Annotated in this window: 17 protein-coding genes; 9 read left to right on the plus strand and 8 right to left on the minus strand. The window is 60.4% G+C overall.

Annotated features, from left to right (window positions below; all coding sequences use genetic code 11):
- Positions 1–50: 50 nt before the first annotated feature.
- Complete coding sequence (gene dapD, locus D8780_RS01370; protein ID WP_121644030.1) at positions 51–905, minus strand: 2,3,4,5-tetrahydropyridine-2,6-dicarboxylate N-succinyltransferase; 855 nt, start codon at positions 903–905, stop codon at positions 51–53.
- A 158-nt stretch (positions 906–1,063) separates the two neighbouring features.
- Here dapD and D8780_RS01375 point away from each other — a divergent pair, with 158 nt between their 5' ends.
- Both D8780_RS01375 and D8780_RS01380 read left to right on the plus strand, forming a co-directional pair.
- A complete protein-coding gene (locus D8780_RS01375) occupies positions 1,064–1,957 on the plus strand; it encodes an LOG family protein (protein WP_121644031.1) in 894 nt (297 codons plus the stop codon).
- An 86-nt stretch (positions 1,958–2,043) separates the two neighbouring features.
- Positions 2,044–2,250 (plus strand): hypothetical protein, encoded by a 207-nt coding sequence (locus tag D8780_RS01380; RefSeq protein WP_121644032.1) that lies wholly within the window; start codon positions 2,044–2,046, stop codon positions 2,248–2,250.
- A gap of 11 nt (positions 2,251–2,261) precedes the next feature.
- Here the strand turns inward: D8780_RS01380 and D8780_RS01385 are convergent, their stop codons facing one another.
- On the minus strand, positions 2,262–2,951 hold the full coding sequence (locus tag D8780_RS01385; RefSeq protein WP_199699539.1) for a pyrimidine 5'-nucleotidase: 690 nt from the start codon (positions 2,949–2,951) through the stop codon (positions 2,262–2,264).
- Positions 2,952–3,025: 74 nt separating this feature from the next.
- On the opposite strand from D8780_RS01385, the gene D8780_RS01390 reads away from it, so the two are divergent.
- Positions 3,026–3,940: a DMT family transporter gene (locus D8780_RS01390; protein ID WP_121644034.1), complete on the plus strand. Its 915-nt coding sequence runs from the start codon at positions 3,026–3,028 to the stop codon at positions 3,938–3,940.
- Between the two features lie 14 nt (positions 3,941–3,954).
- Here D8780_RS01390 and argB read toward each other — a convergent pair whose 3' ends face one another.
- Positions 3,955–4,851: an acetylglutamate kinase gene (argB, locus tag D8780_RS01395; RefSeq protein WP_121644035.1), complete on the minus strand. Its 897-nt coding sequence runs from the start codon at positions 4,849–4,851 to the stop codon at positions 3,955–3,957.
- Between the two features lie 218 nt (positions 4,852–5,069).
- Here argB and D8780_RS01400 point away from each other — a divergent pair, with 218 nt between their 5' ends.
- From D8780_RS01400 to msrB, 4 genes are all read left to right on the plus strand, one after another.
- Entirely contained in the window at positions 5,070–5,609 is a 540-nt protein-coding gene (locus tag D8780_RS01400) for a sigma-70 family RNA polymerase sigma factor (RefSeq protein WP_121646282.1), read from the plus strand.
- Positions 5,606–6,358, plus strand: coding sequence for an anti-sigma factor (locus D8780_RS01405; protein WP_121644036.1), 753 nt, complete (start codon positions 5,606–5,608; stop codon positions 6,356–6,358). The genes D8780_RS01400 and D8780_RS01405 overlap by 4 nt, the downstream gene beginning before the upstream one ends.
- A 136-nt stretch (positions 6,359–6,494) precedes the next feature.
- Entirely contained in the window at positions 6,495–7,046 is a 552-nt protein-coding gene (locus D8780_RS01410) for a fasciclin domain-containing protein (protein ID WP_121644037.1), read from the plus strand.
- 220 nt (positions 7,047–7,266) lie between these two features.
- Positions 7,267–7,764 (plus strand): peptide-methionine (R)-S-oxide reductase MsrB, encoded by a 498-nt coding sequence (gene msrB / locus D8780_RS01415; protein WP_121644038.1) that lies wholly within the window; start codon positions 7,267–7,269, stop codon positions 7,762–7,764.
- 2 nt (positions 7,765–7,766) lie between these two features.
- Here msrB and yihA read toward each other — a convergent pair whose 3' ends face one another.
- The 5 genes from yihA to rpmH all read right to left on the minus strand — a co-directional run bounded on the left by yihA (position 7,767) and on the right by rpmH (position 11,564).
- Complete coding sequence (gene yihA, locus D8780_RS01420) at positions 7,767–8,462, minus strand: ribosome biogenesis GTP-binding protein YihA/YsxC (RefSeq protein ID WP_121644039.1); 696 nt, start codon at positions 8,460–8,462, stop codon at positions 7,767–7,769.
- Positions 8,459–9,109: a CatB-related O-acetyltransferase gene (locus D8780_RS01425; RefSeq protein WP_121644040.1), complete on the minus strand. Its 651-nt coding sequence runs from the start codon at positions 9,107–9,109 to the stop codon at positions 8,459–8,461. The genes yihA and D8780_RS01425 overlap by 4 nt, the downstream gene beginning before the upstream one ends.
- Positions 9,110–9,236: 127 nt before the next feature.
- Positions 9,237–11,057 carry a membrane protein insertase YidC gene (gene yidC / locus D8780_RS01430; protein WP_121644041.1) on the minus strand — a complete coding sequence of 607 codons (1,821 nt, stop codon included), beginning with the start codon at positions 11,055–11,057 and terminating at the stop codon, positions 9,237–9,239.
- Positions 11,041–11,406, minus strand: a complete 366-nt coding sequence (gene rnpA, locus D8780_RS01435) for a ribonuclease P protein component (RefSeq protein ID WP_121644042.1) — start codon at positions 11,404–11,406, stop codon at positions 11,041–11,043. The genes yidC and rnpA overlap by 17 nt, the downstream gene beginning before the upstream one ends.
- Positions 11,407–11,429: 23 nt before the next feature.
- A complete protein-coding gene (gene rpmH / locus D8780_RS01440; protein ID WP_121644043.1) occupies positions 11,430–11,564 on the minus strand; it encodes a 50S ribosomal protein L34 in 135 nt (44 codons plus the stop codon).
- Between the two features lie 257 nt (positions 11,565–11,821).
- Here rpmH and D8780_RS01445 point away from each other — a divergent pair, with 257 nt between their 5' ends.
- A complete protein-coding gene (locus D8780_RS01445; protein WP_245412213.1) occupies positions 11,822–12,595 on the plus strand; it encodes a TVP38/TMEM64 family protein in 774 nt (257 codons plus the stop codon).
- Positions 12,596–12,622: 27 nt separating this feature from the next.
- Positions 12,623–14,056, plus strand: a complete 1,434-nt coding sequence (locus tag D8780_RS01450) for a dihydrolipoyl dehydrogenase family protein (RefSeq protein ID WP_121644044.1) — start codon at positions 12,623–12,625, stop codon at positions 14,054–14,056.
- Positions 14,057–14,080 lie beyond the last annotated feature (24 nt).

Here is a 14,080-nt window from a genome sequence, read left to right on the forward strand (position 1 = left end):
GCCCGCCTTTTCGCTTTTCAACGAGGACGGCGCTCCCGTCCGAATGCCGATCAGTCCCTTAGCAACTCGTTGACCGAGGTCTTGCTGCGGGTCCGTTCGTCGACCTTCTTGACGATCACTGCGCAGTAGAGATTGGGTCCGTAGTCCTGACCGGGAAGATTCCTGCCGGGCATCGAGCCGGAAACCACGACGGAGTAGGGCGGCACTTCGCCCATATGGATCTCGCCCGTTTCGCGATCGACGATCTTTGTGGACTTGCCGATATAGACGCCCATGCCGAGTACCGCGCCCTCTCGGACGATACAGCCTTCGACGACCTCGGACCGCGCTCCGATGAAGCAATTGTCTTCGATGATTGTCGGGCCGGCCTGAAGCGGCTCCAGTACGCCACCGATCCCGACCCCCCCTGACAGATGCACATTCTTGCCGATCTGCGCGCAGGAGCCGACCGTGGCCCAGGTGTCGACCATCGTGCCGTCATCCACATAAGCGCCGAGATTGACGAAAGACGGCATCAGCACCACGCCCTTGCCGATATGGGCGGAACGGCGGACGAAACAGCCGGGCACTGCACGGAAGCCGGCTTTCTCAAAATCCTGACCGCCCCACGCATCGAACTTGCTCGGAACCTTGTCCCACCAATTGGCACCGCCCGGGCTGCCCGGAATGAGCTCCATCGGGTTAAGTCGGAACGACAGCAGCACGGCCTTCTTCAGCCATTGATGGACGGTCCATTGGCCGTCCTCTTCGCGTGATGCAACGCGTGCCTCTCCCCGGTCGAGCAGGTGGAGCGCTTCGCCGACGGCATCGCGTATTTCCCCCTTGGTCTCAGTGGTGATGCCGTCGCGTTCATCGAACGCTTTTTCGATGATGCGTTCCAGCTCTGCGCGGTCACGGCTTGCCATGGACTATGTCTCCGCTTGACTATTGGGGTGCCGGCCTTGCACCAAGGCGAATGAAAACCGGCTCAGAAAAATCGGGCGGACCCTATGCGATAGGTCTTTGCGTGGTCAATCCGCGCAACAGGTTCAGTTTGGGTATGAAATGCAGAAAGGCCTTCTGAATGGATGACAAGACCGGGGCTCCGGATGGAAATGCAAAAAGGGTGTTGAGCAGTCGCAAGCCGCAGGGCTGGACGCCTCTGCCCCATTCCAGTGAGGATTTGCCGCGTGCGCGCAGCGTTCCGTCGACCCCGCAGACGGAAGCGCCGGCCTACCGTCTTGCCTGGGCGGACGAGGATTTCATGACGCAGCGCGATCTGCGCGCCGTCCGTCTGCAACTGGAATTGCTGAAACCGGAAATGCTCCTGACCGAATATGGCATTGCCTCGACGGTCATCATGTTTGGTGGAGCCCGCATACCTGAACCCGGAGGCGAGGCCTGGGCCGCGAAGAACGAGACCCAGCAGAAGAACCTCACGGAGCTGTCGGCGATCTACGAGGAAGCGCGCAAATTCGCGCAGATCTGTTCGGAACATGCACGCCTGTCCGATTTTCAGGAATTCGTGGTGGTGACCGGCGGTGGTCCTGGCGTCATGGAAGCCGGCAACCGCGGCGCTCATGATGTGGGCGCACCATCCATCGGCCTTAATATCGTCCTGCCGCATGAGCAGGCGCCGAACCAGTATGTAACGCCCGATCTCTGCTTCAACTTCCATTATTTTGCGGTTCGCAAGATGCATTTCATCATGCGGGCCAAGGCCGTAACCGTCTTCCCCGGCGGCTTTGGCACAATGGACGAGCTTTTCGAGACGCTCACCCTCATTCAGACCGGACGGATGGAGCGCGTGCCGGTTCTGCTGTTCGGCAAATCGTTCTGGGAAGGGGCGATCAACACCGAATTTCTTGCGGCGCAGGGCACGATTTCGCCGGATGATCCCGATCTCATGACCTATGTGGATACGGCCGAAGAGGCGTGGGCTGAAATCGCACGATTCTACAGCCTTAACGAAGAGTAAGCCTATCGGTACGACAATGGGTATGGAACCAGCTTCCCCGTGGCCCCGTTGCCTCGGAAAGCAAGACCAGACCCAAAGGGTGCCACATGTCCATTACATCGAGCGATGACGAAATGATGCGCGAGAACCAGCGCAAGGATCGCGATAATGACGCGTCCGACGTCCACAAGCTGAAAAAGCCGCTCAACGAGGATGGTCGTCTCCAGCAGGATGAGGCCGATCAGCAGGCGCAGCAACAGCAGCGTTCTTCTCTCGCCGAATATGCCGAGAACGACCCGCGCCGCCGCGCCTGAAAGCAAATGGACTAAAGCGCGCCGACCAGACGCGTGAGGAAATCGCTGAGATCGGCTGTCACGAAGTCGATCTCGCTTTCCCGTTCCGTTTCCCAGGACTGCTTGAAACGGGGCTGCTCGGTTGGTTCGACGAGGACCGTCACCATGCCAAGCGATTTCGGCACGGTCAGATTTCGTGCCATATCTTCGAACATCGCAGCCTTTTGCGCGTGAACACCGTGCGCTGCCAAAAAGGCCTGATAGGTCGCTTCGCTCGGTTTCGGCGTCATCTTGGCCGCGACAATGTCAAAGATATCATCGAAATGATCCAGGATACCGAGCGCCCGTGCGGTGCGCTCGGCGTGAGGCTTGTCGCCATTGGTAAAGATGAAGCGGCGGCCCGGCAGTGCTTTGATGGCTTCGCCGAGTGCGCGATCCGGTTTTAGCGGCGAATAATCGATATCGTGGACAAAGGCGAGGAAGCTGTCCGGGTCGATATCATGGCGTTCGATCAGCCCGCGCAATGTGGTGCCGTGTTCGCGATAAAGCGCTTTCTGTATCCGAAACGCCTCTTCTCGCTCAACCTCGAGATAATCGGCGATCCATTGCGTCATCCGGACGTCGATCTGACTGAACAGATCGGCCGACGCGGGATAAAGCGTATTATCAAGATCGAAGACCCATTCGGTGACATGGGAAAAAGCGGGCGCGAGTGATTGCATTGTCGCTATATGCGTCGGATCGCCTCCCAGGGCCAGCCCCTTGCACGCGTGAAGACGAGGAGCCATAGGAGGCGATGCCGATCTGGGTCCTCATCACCATTACCGCAGCGTTTTCGCAGAACATCCGCTCTTCGCTCCAGAAGTATCTGAAGGGGCGGATGGGCACGACGGGTGCGACCTTCGTGCGGTTCGGTTTCGGTCTACCGGTCGCCGCCATTCTCTACGCACTTCTGCGGTACTACGGCCATTACGGTCCGGCTTTCTCGCAGCCTTTCCTCTTCTGGGTTTTCGTGGCGGCGATCAGCCAGATCGTCGCGCAGGCTCTGCTGGTCCACCTCTTCTCCTATCGTAACTTTGCGGTCGGGACGGCCTATAGCCGGACGGAGCCTGCCCAGGCCGCCCTGTTCGGGATTCTCTTTCTAGGCGAATCGCTTGGGTTCGGCGGGGCCGTCGCGGTTATCCTGACCGTATTCGGGGTCATGCTGATCTCGCTTGCCCGCTCATCATTCAGTATCGGAGGGCTCGTCACCGGTCTTCTGACACGAACAGCGGGCATCGGCCTTGCATCCGGCCTTTTCTTTGGCATTGCCGCAGTGGCTTATCGCGCCGCCTCGACCAGCCTTCATGCCAGTCTGCCAGCCCCGGATTATCTGATCCAGGCGTCTTTCACATTGCTTTGTGCGATCACCATCCAGACGATCGTCATGATGGTATGGATGGCGCTTCGTGAGCGGGACGAATTTCTGGCTGTTGCGCGCGCCTGGAAGCCAGCGGCACTGGTCGGCCTTGTCGGCGCGCTGACAAGTTTTGGCTGGTTTGCCGCCATGACGCTTCAGCAGGCGGCCCTGGTCAAGGCGCTCGGGCAGGTGGAAATGCTCTTCGTCTTCGGCTCGACCGTCCTCATCTTTCGCGAAAAGATAGCGAAGCGCGAGATTCTCGGATGCCTCTTCATTGTGGCCGGCATCCTTGTTCTGCTGTTATCGCGCTGATCGTCCGTGCACGCTCAGGGCATGATCAGCGTGCCGGCGCCGTGCGACGTGAAGAGCTCCAGAAGCACCGCGTGAGCTGCCTTGCCATTGACGATCACGACGCCCTGCACACCTTGCTCGATTGCCTGGATGCAGGTTTCCACCTTCGGGATCATGCCTCCCGTTACAACGCCTTCGGCGATCAGCTGGCGGCATTCGGAAACCGTCAATTGCGGAATGAGCTTGCCGTCCTTGTCGAGGACGCCTGATACGTCGGTCAGGAAAAGAAGGCGTGAGGCCTCCAGCGCGCCGGCAATCGCGCCCGCGAACGTATCGGCATTGATGTTGTAGGTGTGGCCGTCGCGGCCCGGTGCCACCGGGGCGATAACCGGGATCATTTCGGAATGGGCCAAAAGGTCGAGCAACGTCCGGTCGATCTCCACCGGCTCGCCAACGAAGCCGAGATCGAGAACCCGCTCTATATTGCTGTCGGGGTCGCGGACGGTCTTGGCGGCTTTTTCGGCGAAGACCATGTTGCCGTCCTTGCCGCAAAGCCCGATGGCCCACTCGCCCTCCGCATTGATCATGCGGACGATCTCCTTGTTGATCGAGCCGGCGAGAACCATTTCGACGATCTCGACGGTGCGTTTGTCGGTGACGCGCAAGCCGCCTTCGAAGCGGCTCTCGATTCCCATTGTCTCGAGCATCCGTCCGATTTGCGGGCCGCCGCCGTGAACGACGACGGGATTGATGCCGCTCTGCTTCAGAAGCGCGACATCGCGCGCGAAAGCCTGCCCGAGTTCTTCGTTGCCCATGGCGTGGCCGCCATACTTCACCACCACGGTCTTGTTCTCGTAGCGCTGCATATAGGGAAGCGCCTGCGCGAGAAGGTGGGCCTGCTCTTCGGCATTCTTGAGATCGGTGACGCTCATGAAAACATTATCCGGCAAGGAAAATTCGTAGGGTGGAATGGGCGACTTGATTGGGGTCAAACAAGCCAGAAATGCTCTAGCGAGCAGGCGGGCGTGGCGCAACCGGGGTAGCAAAAACCTCGACAGCGGTCTCGATATCATCTTGAATTGGCTTAACTGTGCATGATGTCCATAGCGGCAAGTGAACCGGAGCGGAAAGGACAGTGGTGGCGACAGAGCTGACATCCGAAGAGGTGGCGAAGCTGATCGTCCGGGTTTCGCTGAAAGACCGGCAAGCCTTTGATCGGCTTTATACAGCTATCTCGCCGAAACTTTTTGCCATTTGCATTCGTATTCTGAAAGACCGCGCTGAGGCGGAAGAGGCATTGCAGGAAGTTTTCGTCCGGATCTGGACGCGGGCTGATCGTTTTGCCGTTTCCTCTCAAAACGCGGTCGGATGGCTTTGCACCGTGGCTCGCAACCATGCGATCGACCGCATCCGTTCCCGCCGTGCCCCGACGAAGGATATCGACGCCGCGTTCGATATCGCCAGTGACGATCCGGATCCGGAGCGTCTGGCTCTACTTTCGTCCGAGGGTGACAGGATCGATGAATGTATGGAAGAGCTGGAGGCCGGGCGCGCGCAGGCTGTGCGCAGCGCCTATGTCGACGGGGCAAGCTACGCTGAGCTGGCGGATCGTTTCGAAGTTCCGCTGAATACGATGAGAACCTGGCTGCGACGCAGCCTGATGAAGCTGAGGCATTGCCTGGAAGCATGAGCCAGGAACGGAACCAGGACTGGAACGACGCCTTTGGCGATCCGCGCGCTGCGGAGTATGTGCTTGGCACTTTGCCGGCCGACGAGCGCGCTGCATTTGCCGAGGCGGTCGAGAACGACCGCACCCTGGCCGACAAGGTGGATGTGTGGGCGGCACGGCTTGCGCCATTGAATCACGTCTATGGCGAGATCAAGCCGCCGACCTCGATCAAGACAGCGCTGGATAGACGCCTCTTCTCTTCGTCTGCGGTCCAGAGTCGCCGGAGCGAGCAGCCGGCGCGCCGCTGGTGGCCTTTCATTGGCGGTCTGGCCAGCGGACTTGCCGCCGCCGTTGTCATTCTTCTGGCCCTGCCGGTGTTCGACAGTTCGCTCGTGCCGCCATCGGGTGACCAGCCGGTCCAGACCGAAGCAGATGGCAGAATGGTCGCCTCTCTCTCGCCGACTGAAAGCGAAGCCGGCTTCGTTGCGCTTTGGGAGAACCAGTCCCGTACGCTGAATCTGACGCGGGTCTCCGGCGGTTTGCCGAGCGAGGGCGTCTACGAGATCTGGGTCATTCACGATGGCAGCGATCCGGTCTCGCTCGGTGTCTTGCCGGAAGATGAAGTGGCTCACATGGTCATGCCGAAAGCCCATGCCGATATGATGACACGTGATGCAACGCTCGCGGTCAGCATGGAACCCGAGGGTGGATCGCCGACCGGATTGCCGACAGGCCCGGTCGTTGCGGCCGGTCATGTCCACGGAATCTGATCCGTCGTCTGAAAAAACGAAAAAAACTGAAACTCTTTTCCGCTGCGCTTCGTCCTTGCTGTTGAACGACCCGATCGGTGAGCGAACGGGATCGTATCTGGTCCCCCCGGACCCTCAACAGGGAGGAAAATACATTATGAAATTTCTCAAATACGCCGTGGTCGGTACCGCAGTCGCTTTTGCTGCCCCGTCTTTCGCGCAGGATAACCCCACCGTCGGTGGTGCGGAGATGATGGCTGACAAGCCGATCACCGAAAACGCGTCGAACGCACCGAACCTGACCACTCTCGTTGCTGCCGTGAAACAGGCCGGCCTGGCCGAGACCCTGGCAGGTGAAGGCCCTTTCACCGTGTTCGCACCGACCAATGAAGCCTTCGAAGCTCTGCCGGACGGTACCGTTGAAACCGTGATGATGGATGAGAACAAGGATCAGCTCGCCGATATTCTCAAGTGCCACGTGGTCAGCGCCAACGCGATGTCCGACGCAATCGGGCAGATGATTGCCGATGATAATGGCGATCATCCTGTCCCGACACTTGGCTCCTGCACGCTGAGCGCCAAGATGGACGGCGACAACATCACCATTACCGATGAGAATGGCACGGTCGCGACCGTGGTGACGGCTGACGTCAAGCAGTCGAACGGTGTCGTTCACGTTATCGACGCTGTCCTGCTGCCGAAGCAGTAAGCGTACCTCCGACATCACGGCCGTAGGGGCATGCGGCCGTGATGGGCCATCTTTGGATGGCCGGAGCGGTCTGTCGGCAGGCGCCTTTCGAGGCGACGCGGCAGGCCGCTTTCTTTTTTGGGCGAAGACTTTTGAAACAATAGGGTGAGCGACTTCGTATCCCGATAGAACAGGCTGAAATTCACAGCACCTCACTCGTGCCAAACGGAAAGGAAACCCGATGAATAGACGTTTCTTACTGGCCGGCGGAACCGCACTCGTGGCTGGGGCGGCATTTGGCCTTGGCGCTCGCGCCGAGGAGGGACAATTCCCGGTGACGAAGACCGAGGAAGAATGGCGGGCTCAACTGACGGACATGCAGTTCGCCGTGTTGCGTGAGGAAAATACCGAGCGCGCCTTCACCAGCCCGCTCCTGAAGATTAAGGAAAAAGGGACTTATCACTGCGCCGGCTGTGACCAGCCCGTCTTTGAATCGGAAACGAAGTTCGATAGCGGCACGGGCTGGCCGAGCTTCACCAGCGAGATCAAGGGCAATGTCGGCTTCAAGTCCGACTGGAGTATGATTTTCCCGCGGACGGAAGAGCATTGCTCGCGCTGCGGCGGCCATCTCGGTCACGTCTTCGACGACGGACCGCAGCCGACCGGCAAGCGTCACTGCATCAACGGTGTCGCGATGATCTTCCGGCCAGCCGATGGCGGCGCACCCGTCACAGGATGAGACTAGCGGCGGATCGCGGTGAGAATGGCGGCCCGTACCTCATCGAGACCGCTGCCCTTCTCCGATGAGGTCATGAGAACTTCGGGATAGGCTGCCGGACGCTTGGAGATCGCTTCGAGCGTCTGTTGCCGCAGCTTCTGCGCGGCAGGGGGCTTTATCTTATCGGCCTTCGTCAGGATGATTTGATAGGAGACCGCGGCCTTGTCGAGAAGATCGAGCACCTCGGTGTCATTCTTTTTAAGTCCATGGCGCGCATCGATCAGAACGTAGACGCGCTTGAGCGTCACGCGTCCGCGCAGATAATCGAAGACCAGTCCCGTCCAGCGATCGACCACTTCTTTCGGAGCTTGCGCGAAGCCGTATCCGGGCATGTCGACCACAGCCATTTCGGGCAGATCGCTCATCTCTCCGCTATGGCCGCCCGGCACGAAATAATTGAGCTCCTGCGTTCGCCCCGGTGTGTTGGAAGTCCGCGCCAGGCCCTTCTGGGCCAGGAGCGCATTGATCAGCGATGACTTTCCCACATTGGACCGGCCGGCAAAGGCAATCTCCGCCGGCCCTTCCGGTGGCAGGAATTCCATCGAGGGCACACCCTTGATGAACTGCCAGGGCCGTAGGAAGAGCTGTCTGGCCTCCGCGACCAGTGAGGGATCCAGCCCGTCATCCTCGGCGGCAGAAATTTGCCCACGGTCATTCATGCCTTGTCCTCCGCGCAGGCTTCCAGCGCTGCAAGATCGTTGCCACGTATCGCATCAAGCGATGCTGTAATGCGCTCGGCGGACCAGTTCCACCATGCGATGTCGAGAAGCCGCGCCACGGTCGCCTCGTCGAACCGCGTGCGGATCACCCTGGCCGGGTTTCCGCCGACGACCGCAAAGGGCGGTACATCGCCGACCACCGTGCTGTTGGCCGCGACGATAGCGCCATCGCCGATCCGAACGCCTGGCATGACGAGACTGTCCATGCCGATCCAGACATCATTGCCAACCACCGTATCGCCCCGGCTTTGGCTGATCCACCTTTGCGGGTCGAAACCTCTCTCCCAGCCATTCTGAAAAATGTTGAACGGATAGGGTGAGAAGCCGCCCATCGCATGGTTCGCCCCGTTCATGATGAAGCGTGTACCTGCGGCAATGGCGACGAAACGTCCGATCACCAGTCTGTCGCCGTAGAAATCGAAATGATGCAGCACGTTACGCTCTTCGAAGCGCTCCGCCCCATCTGGGTCGTCATAATAGCTGTAGTCGCCGACCTCGATATTGGGCCGGGTAATGAAGTTTTTCAGAAAAATGGCCTGGGGAAAGCCGGGCAGCGGATAGAGAGTCTCGGGAGAGGGGCCGTGCATGTTGTGAACCTCGTCAGTGCCTTTCAGAAAGGGCGCAGAAAGCGCGATCCTCCTCTGCGGAGTGCAGATTGCTGGATCGCACGGGGCTCACTTGTCCATGGCGACGGCTCCCTCGAACCCGGCAGGTCTATTCCGCCGGGTTTTCGCTCTTATTTCGGCGGAACAATCCTTTGAGATTATCCCACAATTCGATCTTGACGCCCTGGCGCTTCATGATCGCGCCCTGCTGAAGGATCGACAAGGTGTTGTTCCAGGCCCAGTAGATCACCAGACCAGCCGGGAAACCGGCCATCATGAAAGTGAAGACAATCGGCATCCACTTGAAGATCATGGCCTGTGTCGGATCGGGCGGCGCCGGGTTCATCTGCATTTGGAGGAACATCGTCACGCCCATGATCAGCGGCCATATGCCGATCATCAGGAAAAGCGGGACGTCATAGGGCAGAATGCCGAACAGGTTGAAGATGGATGTCGGGTCGGGCGCCGAAAGGTCCTGAATCCATCCGAAGAATGGCGCGTGGCGCATCTCGATGGTGACGTACAGGACCTTGTAGAGCGAGAAGAAAACCGGGATCTGCAACAGCATTGGCAGGCAGCCGGCGGCCGGATTGACCTTCTCGGTCTTATACAGCTCCATCATGGCCTGCTGCTGCTTCATCTTGTCGTCGGCGTATTTCTCGCGCAGCTCCGTCATCTTCGGCTGAAGCTTCTTCATCCGCGCCATGGAGGCGTAGCTCATATTGGCCAGCGGGAAGAAGATCAGCTTGACGATGACCGTGGCGCCGAGGATGGCGAGCCCGAAATTGCCGAGCAGATTGAAAAGGCTGTCGATCAGCCAGAACATCGGCCGCGTGATGAAGTAGAACCAGCCCCAGTCGATCAGAAGGTCAAACTGGCGGATATTCAGCTGCTCTTCATACTGGTCGATCTGCTGCGACACTTTCGCGCCGGCGAAGACCCGGTTCAGGACTTCCGTCTGTCCGCCTGCCGGCACGGCCACGGCTTCCGAAAGATAATCGGCCTGATAGGAGGGGCGGCCATTGGAGAAATAGGCGTATCGCGGCTTGAACGTACTGTCGGCGCTCTCGGGAACGAGCGCCACAGCCCAGTATTTGTCGGTGATGCCGAGCCAGCCATCGGACGAGGCGCCGGGACTGACCGTACCGTCCTCTTCCAGATCGTCATAGTCGATCTCGGCCAGACCGTCTTCGCCGGTCACACCGATGAGCCCCTCGTGCAGGACGTAGACTGACCGGCCCTGCGGCTTGCTGAACCGCGTGGTGCGTCCGTAGGGCTGCAGGTTGACCGTCTCGCCGGATGCATTGCTGATCTCGTCGGTGACGGTGAACATGTATCGGTCATCGACCGCGATGGTGCGGCGGAACGTCAGGCCGGCATCATTTGAATAGGAGAGGGTGACCGGGGTGGAGGGCGTCAGGGTTTCGCCTTCGGCAAGCTCCCACTCGGTCGTGCCGGAGGGTAGGTCGCCAGCGCCGCTGCCAACAAAGCCAAGTTCGGCGAACCAGCCCTTTTCGAGCGATGCCGGATTAAGCAGTTCGACGGCCGGCGAATCCTTGTCGACGGTCACCCGGTAATTCTTCAGGCGCAGATCGTCGAGACGTGCGCCGGTGAGATTGATGGAGCCTGCGAGGGCCGGCGTGTCGATCGGAACGCGGTTGCCGCCCGAGACGGCCTGCGCGCGCGTCACCGGCGTCGCTGCGCCGGGTGTTTCGCTGCTCCCGGGCGCCGTGGCGGAGCCTGAGGCCGCCGGAACATTACCGGCCGTGCCGCCGCTTTGCGCTGCAGGCGTCGCAGCCTGTTCGCTCTGCTCGGCTTCGACCCGGGCCCGTTCGGCCTCGATTTTCGGGCCCATGTAGAAAAACTGCCAGCCGGCCAGAATGAGCACGGACAGGACAATGGTGATCAGGAGGTTACGTTGATTTTCCATGTCGGCCCGTTCGACTGATGCGCCGCTTCATCTCGCGCGCCAGGGTCTGAAAATCCACGGTCAGGCTGTCTGGCCTGCCCACGAAAACATAATCATGGCCAGGGGCCATTGCATCAGCCGCATGAACGCGAAGCGCCTCTTTGAGGCGGCGGCGGATGCGATTACGGGTGACGGCGTTACCGGACCGGCGTGTCACGGTGAAACCGGCGCGCGGCGGCAGATCGTCCTGCCTGTCCAGCATCTCGAGCAAGAAATAGGGACCGCGCCCTTTCACCCCTTGGCGTGCGGCGAGAAACTCCCGCCGCCGCTTCATTGTTTCGGGCGGTGTCTGGCCGGTGCGGCCTTGCATGATCACCTGCCCGTATCGTCCGGTTAAGCGGAAAGCCGCTTGCGGCCGCGTGAGCGGCGACGGGCGATGACGGCACGGCCAGCTTTGGTAGCCATGCGGGCGCGGAAGCCGTGGCGGCGCTTCCGGACCAGTTTGGAAGGCTGATATGTACGTTTCATTTGTTTCACTGCCGCGGTGTGCGGCCCTTCTTGGGTATTGTGTACCGGTTGGTTTGCAGGGAGCGGATGGGCGCACAATAAAAGCACCCGGAACAGCCGCCCCGAACGTGGGCGCTGCTATAGGCAAGCCATGGCGCGCTGTCAATGGACCGACTGACGCCAGGCGCTGCGCGAGAGGCGATGCGTCTGCGGTCCGGCCTGTAACGAACCGGCTCCGTCCCTAGATAAGGGAGTATCAGAAACGGCGGAAAGTGGGAATGGCTGAAGCAGAGATGGATGAGGGCGCCTCGGAACGCCCCAGCGGCGCCGCTCACTGGCTTCGGCGCTTTGCCCCGGTTGCGCTGATCCTGCTAGCGCTCGGCGCCGCCTATCTGCTCGGCCTCCATCGCTATCTGACGCTGTCGGCGCTCTCGGACTACCGGGAGACACTGAAGGGTTTCGTCACCGACTGGCCCGTCTTGTCGTCGGTCGGCTATGCCTTCATCTACGCGCTCGCCGTCGCGATTTCCTTTCCCGCCGCATCAGTTCTGTCGGTCTTCGGCGGCTTTCTCTTTGGTTGGCTCGTCGGTGGGATCGTCATTGCGTTAGGCGCCACATGCGGCGCCACGGTCCTGTTTCTCGCGGCGCGGGGCGCGTTGGCAGGCACGTTGCGCGAGAGGCTTGGCGGCACCGCCGACCGCTTTGCGAAGGGTTTTGAAAACGATGCCTTTGGCTATCTGCTCGCCCTGCGGCTGGCCCCTGTCTTTCCGTTTTTTCTTATCAATATTGCCCCTGCCTTCTTCAATGTACCGCTACGAACCTACGTTCTCGCGACGGCTCTCGGCATCCTGCCGGGCTGCTTTGCCTATGCCTGGCTCGGTGAAGGGCTTGATGCCACGCTGGTCAGTGCCGCGGAGGCCGGTCGAGAACTCAGTGTCGGCGATCTCGTGACAACGGAGATCGTGATCGCCTTCGCCGCACTCTCGGCGGTCGCGCTGCTTGGTACCATCGTTGCCCGTTATCGCCGGCTCAAAACGCAGCCGAAAGACTGACCTTTACGAAGACGGAATCTATCCTTCATGACGGAATACACCCTTATCGAGACCGATATCTGTGTCATAGGAGCCGGTTCCGGCGGACTCAGTGTCGCCGCCGCCGCTGCTGCTTTCGGCGTGCCGACCGTTCTGATCGAGCGGGGTGAGATGGGCGGAGATTGCCTGAATGTCGGCTGCGTGCCGAGCAAGGCTTTGATCGCCGCGGCTCGCACGGCGCACGAAATGCGCCACGGGGCTGCGCGTTTCGGTATCGCCAATGTCGAGCCGCAGATCGACTTTCCCGCAGTCATGGCTCACGTGAAGGGGGTCATCGCCTCGATCGCCCCGCATGACGGCGTGCCGCGCTATACCGCGATGGGCGTCAAGGTCATCAAGGCGGATGCCCGTTTCGCGGATGCGGATACGGTCGAAGCGGGCACCCACCGCATAAAGGCCCGACGCTTCGTCATCGCGACCGGCTCGCGCCCCGCCGTGCCTCCGATCGATGGATTGGAAGGCGTCCCCTATCTCACCAACGAAACCTTGTTCGATCTGACCGAATTGCCGGACCATCTTCTCGTCCTGGGCGGTGGACCGATCGGGATCGAGATGGCGCAGGCCTTTCGCCGCCTCGGCTCGAGGGTCAGCGTTCTGGAAGCAAGCCAAGCCATGGGCGCCGCCGACCGCGAAATGGCTGAACTGGCGCTCGCATCCCTGCGTGCGGACGGGGTCGATATTTTCGAGGGTGCTGCGGTTTCATCGGTTTCCGGGGCCGGTGGCAATATCACCGTGACGATCGGTGAGGGCGAGGACGCCCGCCGCATCACCGGATCTCACCTGTTGGTCGCGACAGGCCGAAAGCTCAATACGGACACGCTTGCTCTCGATGCTGCCAACATTGCCCACGACAAGAAAGGAATCGAAATCGATAGCGGCCTGCGCAGCACAACGAACAAGCGGGTTTATGCGGTCGGCGATGTTTCCGGCGGCCCGGCCTTCACCCACACGGCCGGTTATCAGGCAGGGCTTGTGATGCGCCCGCTTCTCTTCCGCATCCCGGCGAAGATGGATGCATCCATTCAACCCGCCGTGACCTATTGCGATCCGCCGCTTGCACAGATCGGTTTGACGGAGAAACAGGCTCGCGAAAAGCACGGTAAGATTGATATTCGACGCTTTGCGCTTGCCGAGAACGATCGCGCCCGCGCCGAGCGGAAGACGGAAGGCCATGTCAAAATGGTGATTGCCGGCGGCAAGATCGTCGGCGTCCATATCTTCGGTGATGCGGCAGACGAGATGATCGGGCTGTGGTGCCTTGCCGTGCAGAAGGGAATGAAGCCCTCGGACGTTACCGGCTATGTGCCGCCCTATCCGACGCGCGGAGAGATCGGCAAAAGGGCCGCCACCGATTATTATTCCGCAATGGCCCGTCGACCTGCGGTGCGCCGGATTATCGCCTTTTTGCGCCGTTTCGGTTAGGCTCTCTTCTGTCGCCGGCCTGAA

Origin of the sequence: Notoacmeibacter ruber, from assembly GCF_003668555.1 — a bacterium.
In the GTDB taxonomy this organism is placed as follows: domain Bacteria; phylum Pseudomonadota; class Alphaproteobacteria; order Rhizobiales; family Rhizobiaceae; genus Notoacmeibacter; species Notoacmeibacter ruber.

What these genes read in the sequence shown, in the direction of transcription:
- dapD (WP_121644030.1), bottom strand. Translation starts at nt 905, where the DNA reads ATGGCAAGCCGTGACCGCGCAGAGCTGGAACGCATCATCGAAAAAGCG.
- D8780_RS01375 (WP_121644031.1), top strand. Translation starts at nt 1,064, where the DNA reads ATGGATGACAAGACCGGGGCTCCGGATGGAAATGCAAAAAGGGTGTTG.
- D8780_RS01380 (WP_121644032.1), top strand. Translation starts at nt 2,044, where the DNA reads ATGTCCATTACATCGAGCGATGACGAAATGATGCGCGAGAACCAGCGC.
- D8780_RS01385 (WP_199699539.1), bottom strand. Translation starts at nt 2,951, where the DNA reads ATGCAATCACTCGCGCCCGCTTTTTCCCATGTCACCGAATGGGTCTTC.
- D8780_RS01390 (WP_121644034.1), top strand. Translation starts at nt 3,026, where the DNA reads ATGCCGATCTGGGTCCTCATCACCATTACCGCAGCGTTTTCGCAGAAC.
- argB (WP_121644035.1), bottom strand. Translation starts at nt 4,851, where the DNA reads ATGAGCGTCACCGATCTCAAGAATGCCGAAGAGCAGGCCCACCTTCTC.
- D8780_RS01405 (WP_121644036.1), top strand. Translation starts at nt 5,606, where the DNA reads ATGAGCCAGGAACGGAACCAGGACTGGAACGACGCCTTTGGCGATCCG.
- D8780_RS01410 (WP_121644037.1), top strand. Translation starts at nt 6,495, where the DNA reads ATGAAATTTCTCAAATACGCCGTGGTCGGTACCGCAGTCGCTTTTGCT.
- msrB (WP_121644038.1), top strand. Translation starts at nt 7,267, where the DNA reads ATGAATAGACGTTTCTTACTGGCCGGCGGAACCGCACTCGTGGCTGGG.
- yihA (WP_121644039.1), bottom strand. Translation starts at nt 8,462, where the DNA reads ATGAATGACCGTGGGCAAATTTCTGCCGCCGAGGATGACGGGCTGGAT.
- D8780_RS01425 (WP_121644040.1), bottom strand. Translation starts at nt 9,109, where the DNA reads ATGCACGGCCCCTCTCCCGAGACTCTCTATCCGCTGCCCGGCTTTCCC.
- yidC (WP_121644041.1), bottom strand. Translation starts at nt 11,057, where the DNA reads ATGGAAAATCAACGTAACCTCCTGATCACCATTGTCCTGTCCGTGCTC.
- rnpA (WP_121644042.1), bottom strand. Translation starts at nt 11,406, where the DNA reads ATGCAAGGCCGCACCGGCCAGACACCGCCCGAAACAATGAAGCGGCGG.
- rpmH (WP_121644043.1), bottom strand. Translation starts at nt 11,564, where the DNA reads ATGAAACGTACATATCAGCCTTCCAAACTGGTCCGGAAGCGCCGCCAC.
- D8780_RS01445 (WP_245412213.1), top strand. Translation starts at nt 11,822, where the DNA reads ATGGCTGAAGCAGAGATGGATGAGGGCGCCTCGGAACGCCCCAGCGGC.
- D8780_RS01450 (WP_121644044.1), top strand. Translation starts at nt 12,623, where the DNA reads ATGACGGAATACACCCTTATCGAGACCGATATCTGTGTCATAGGAGCC.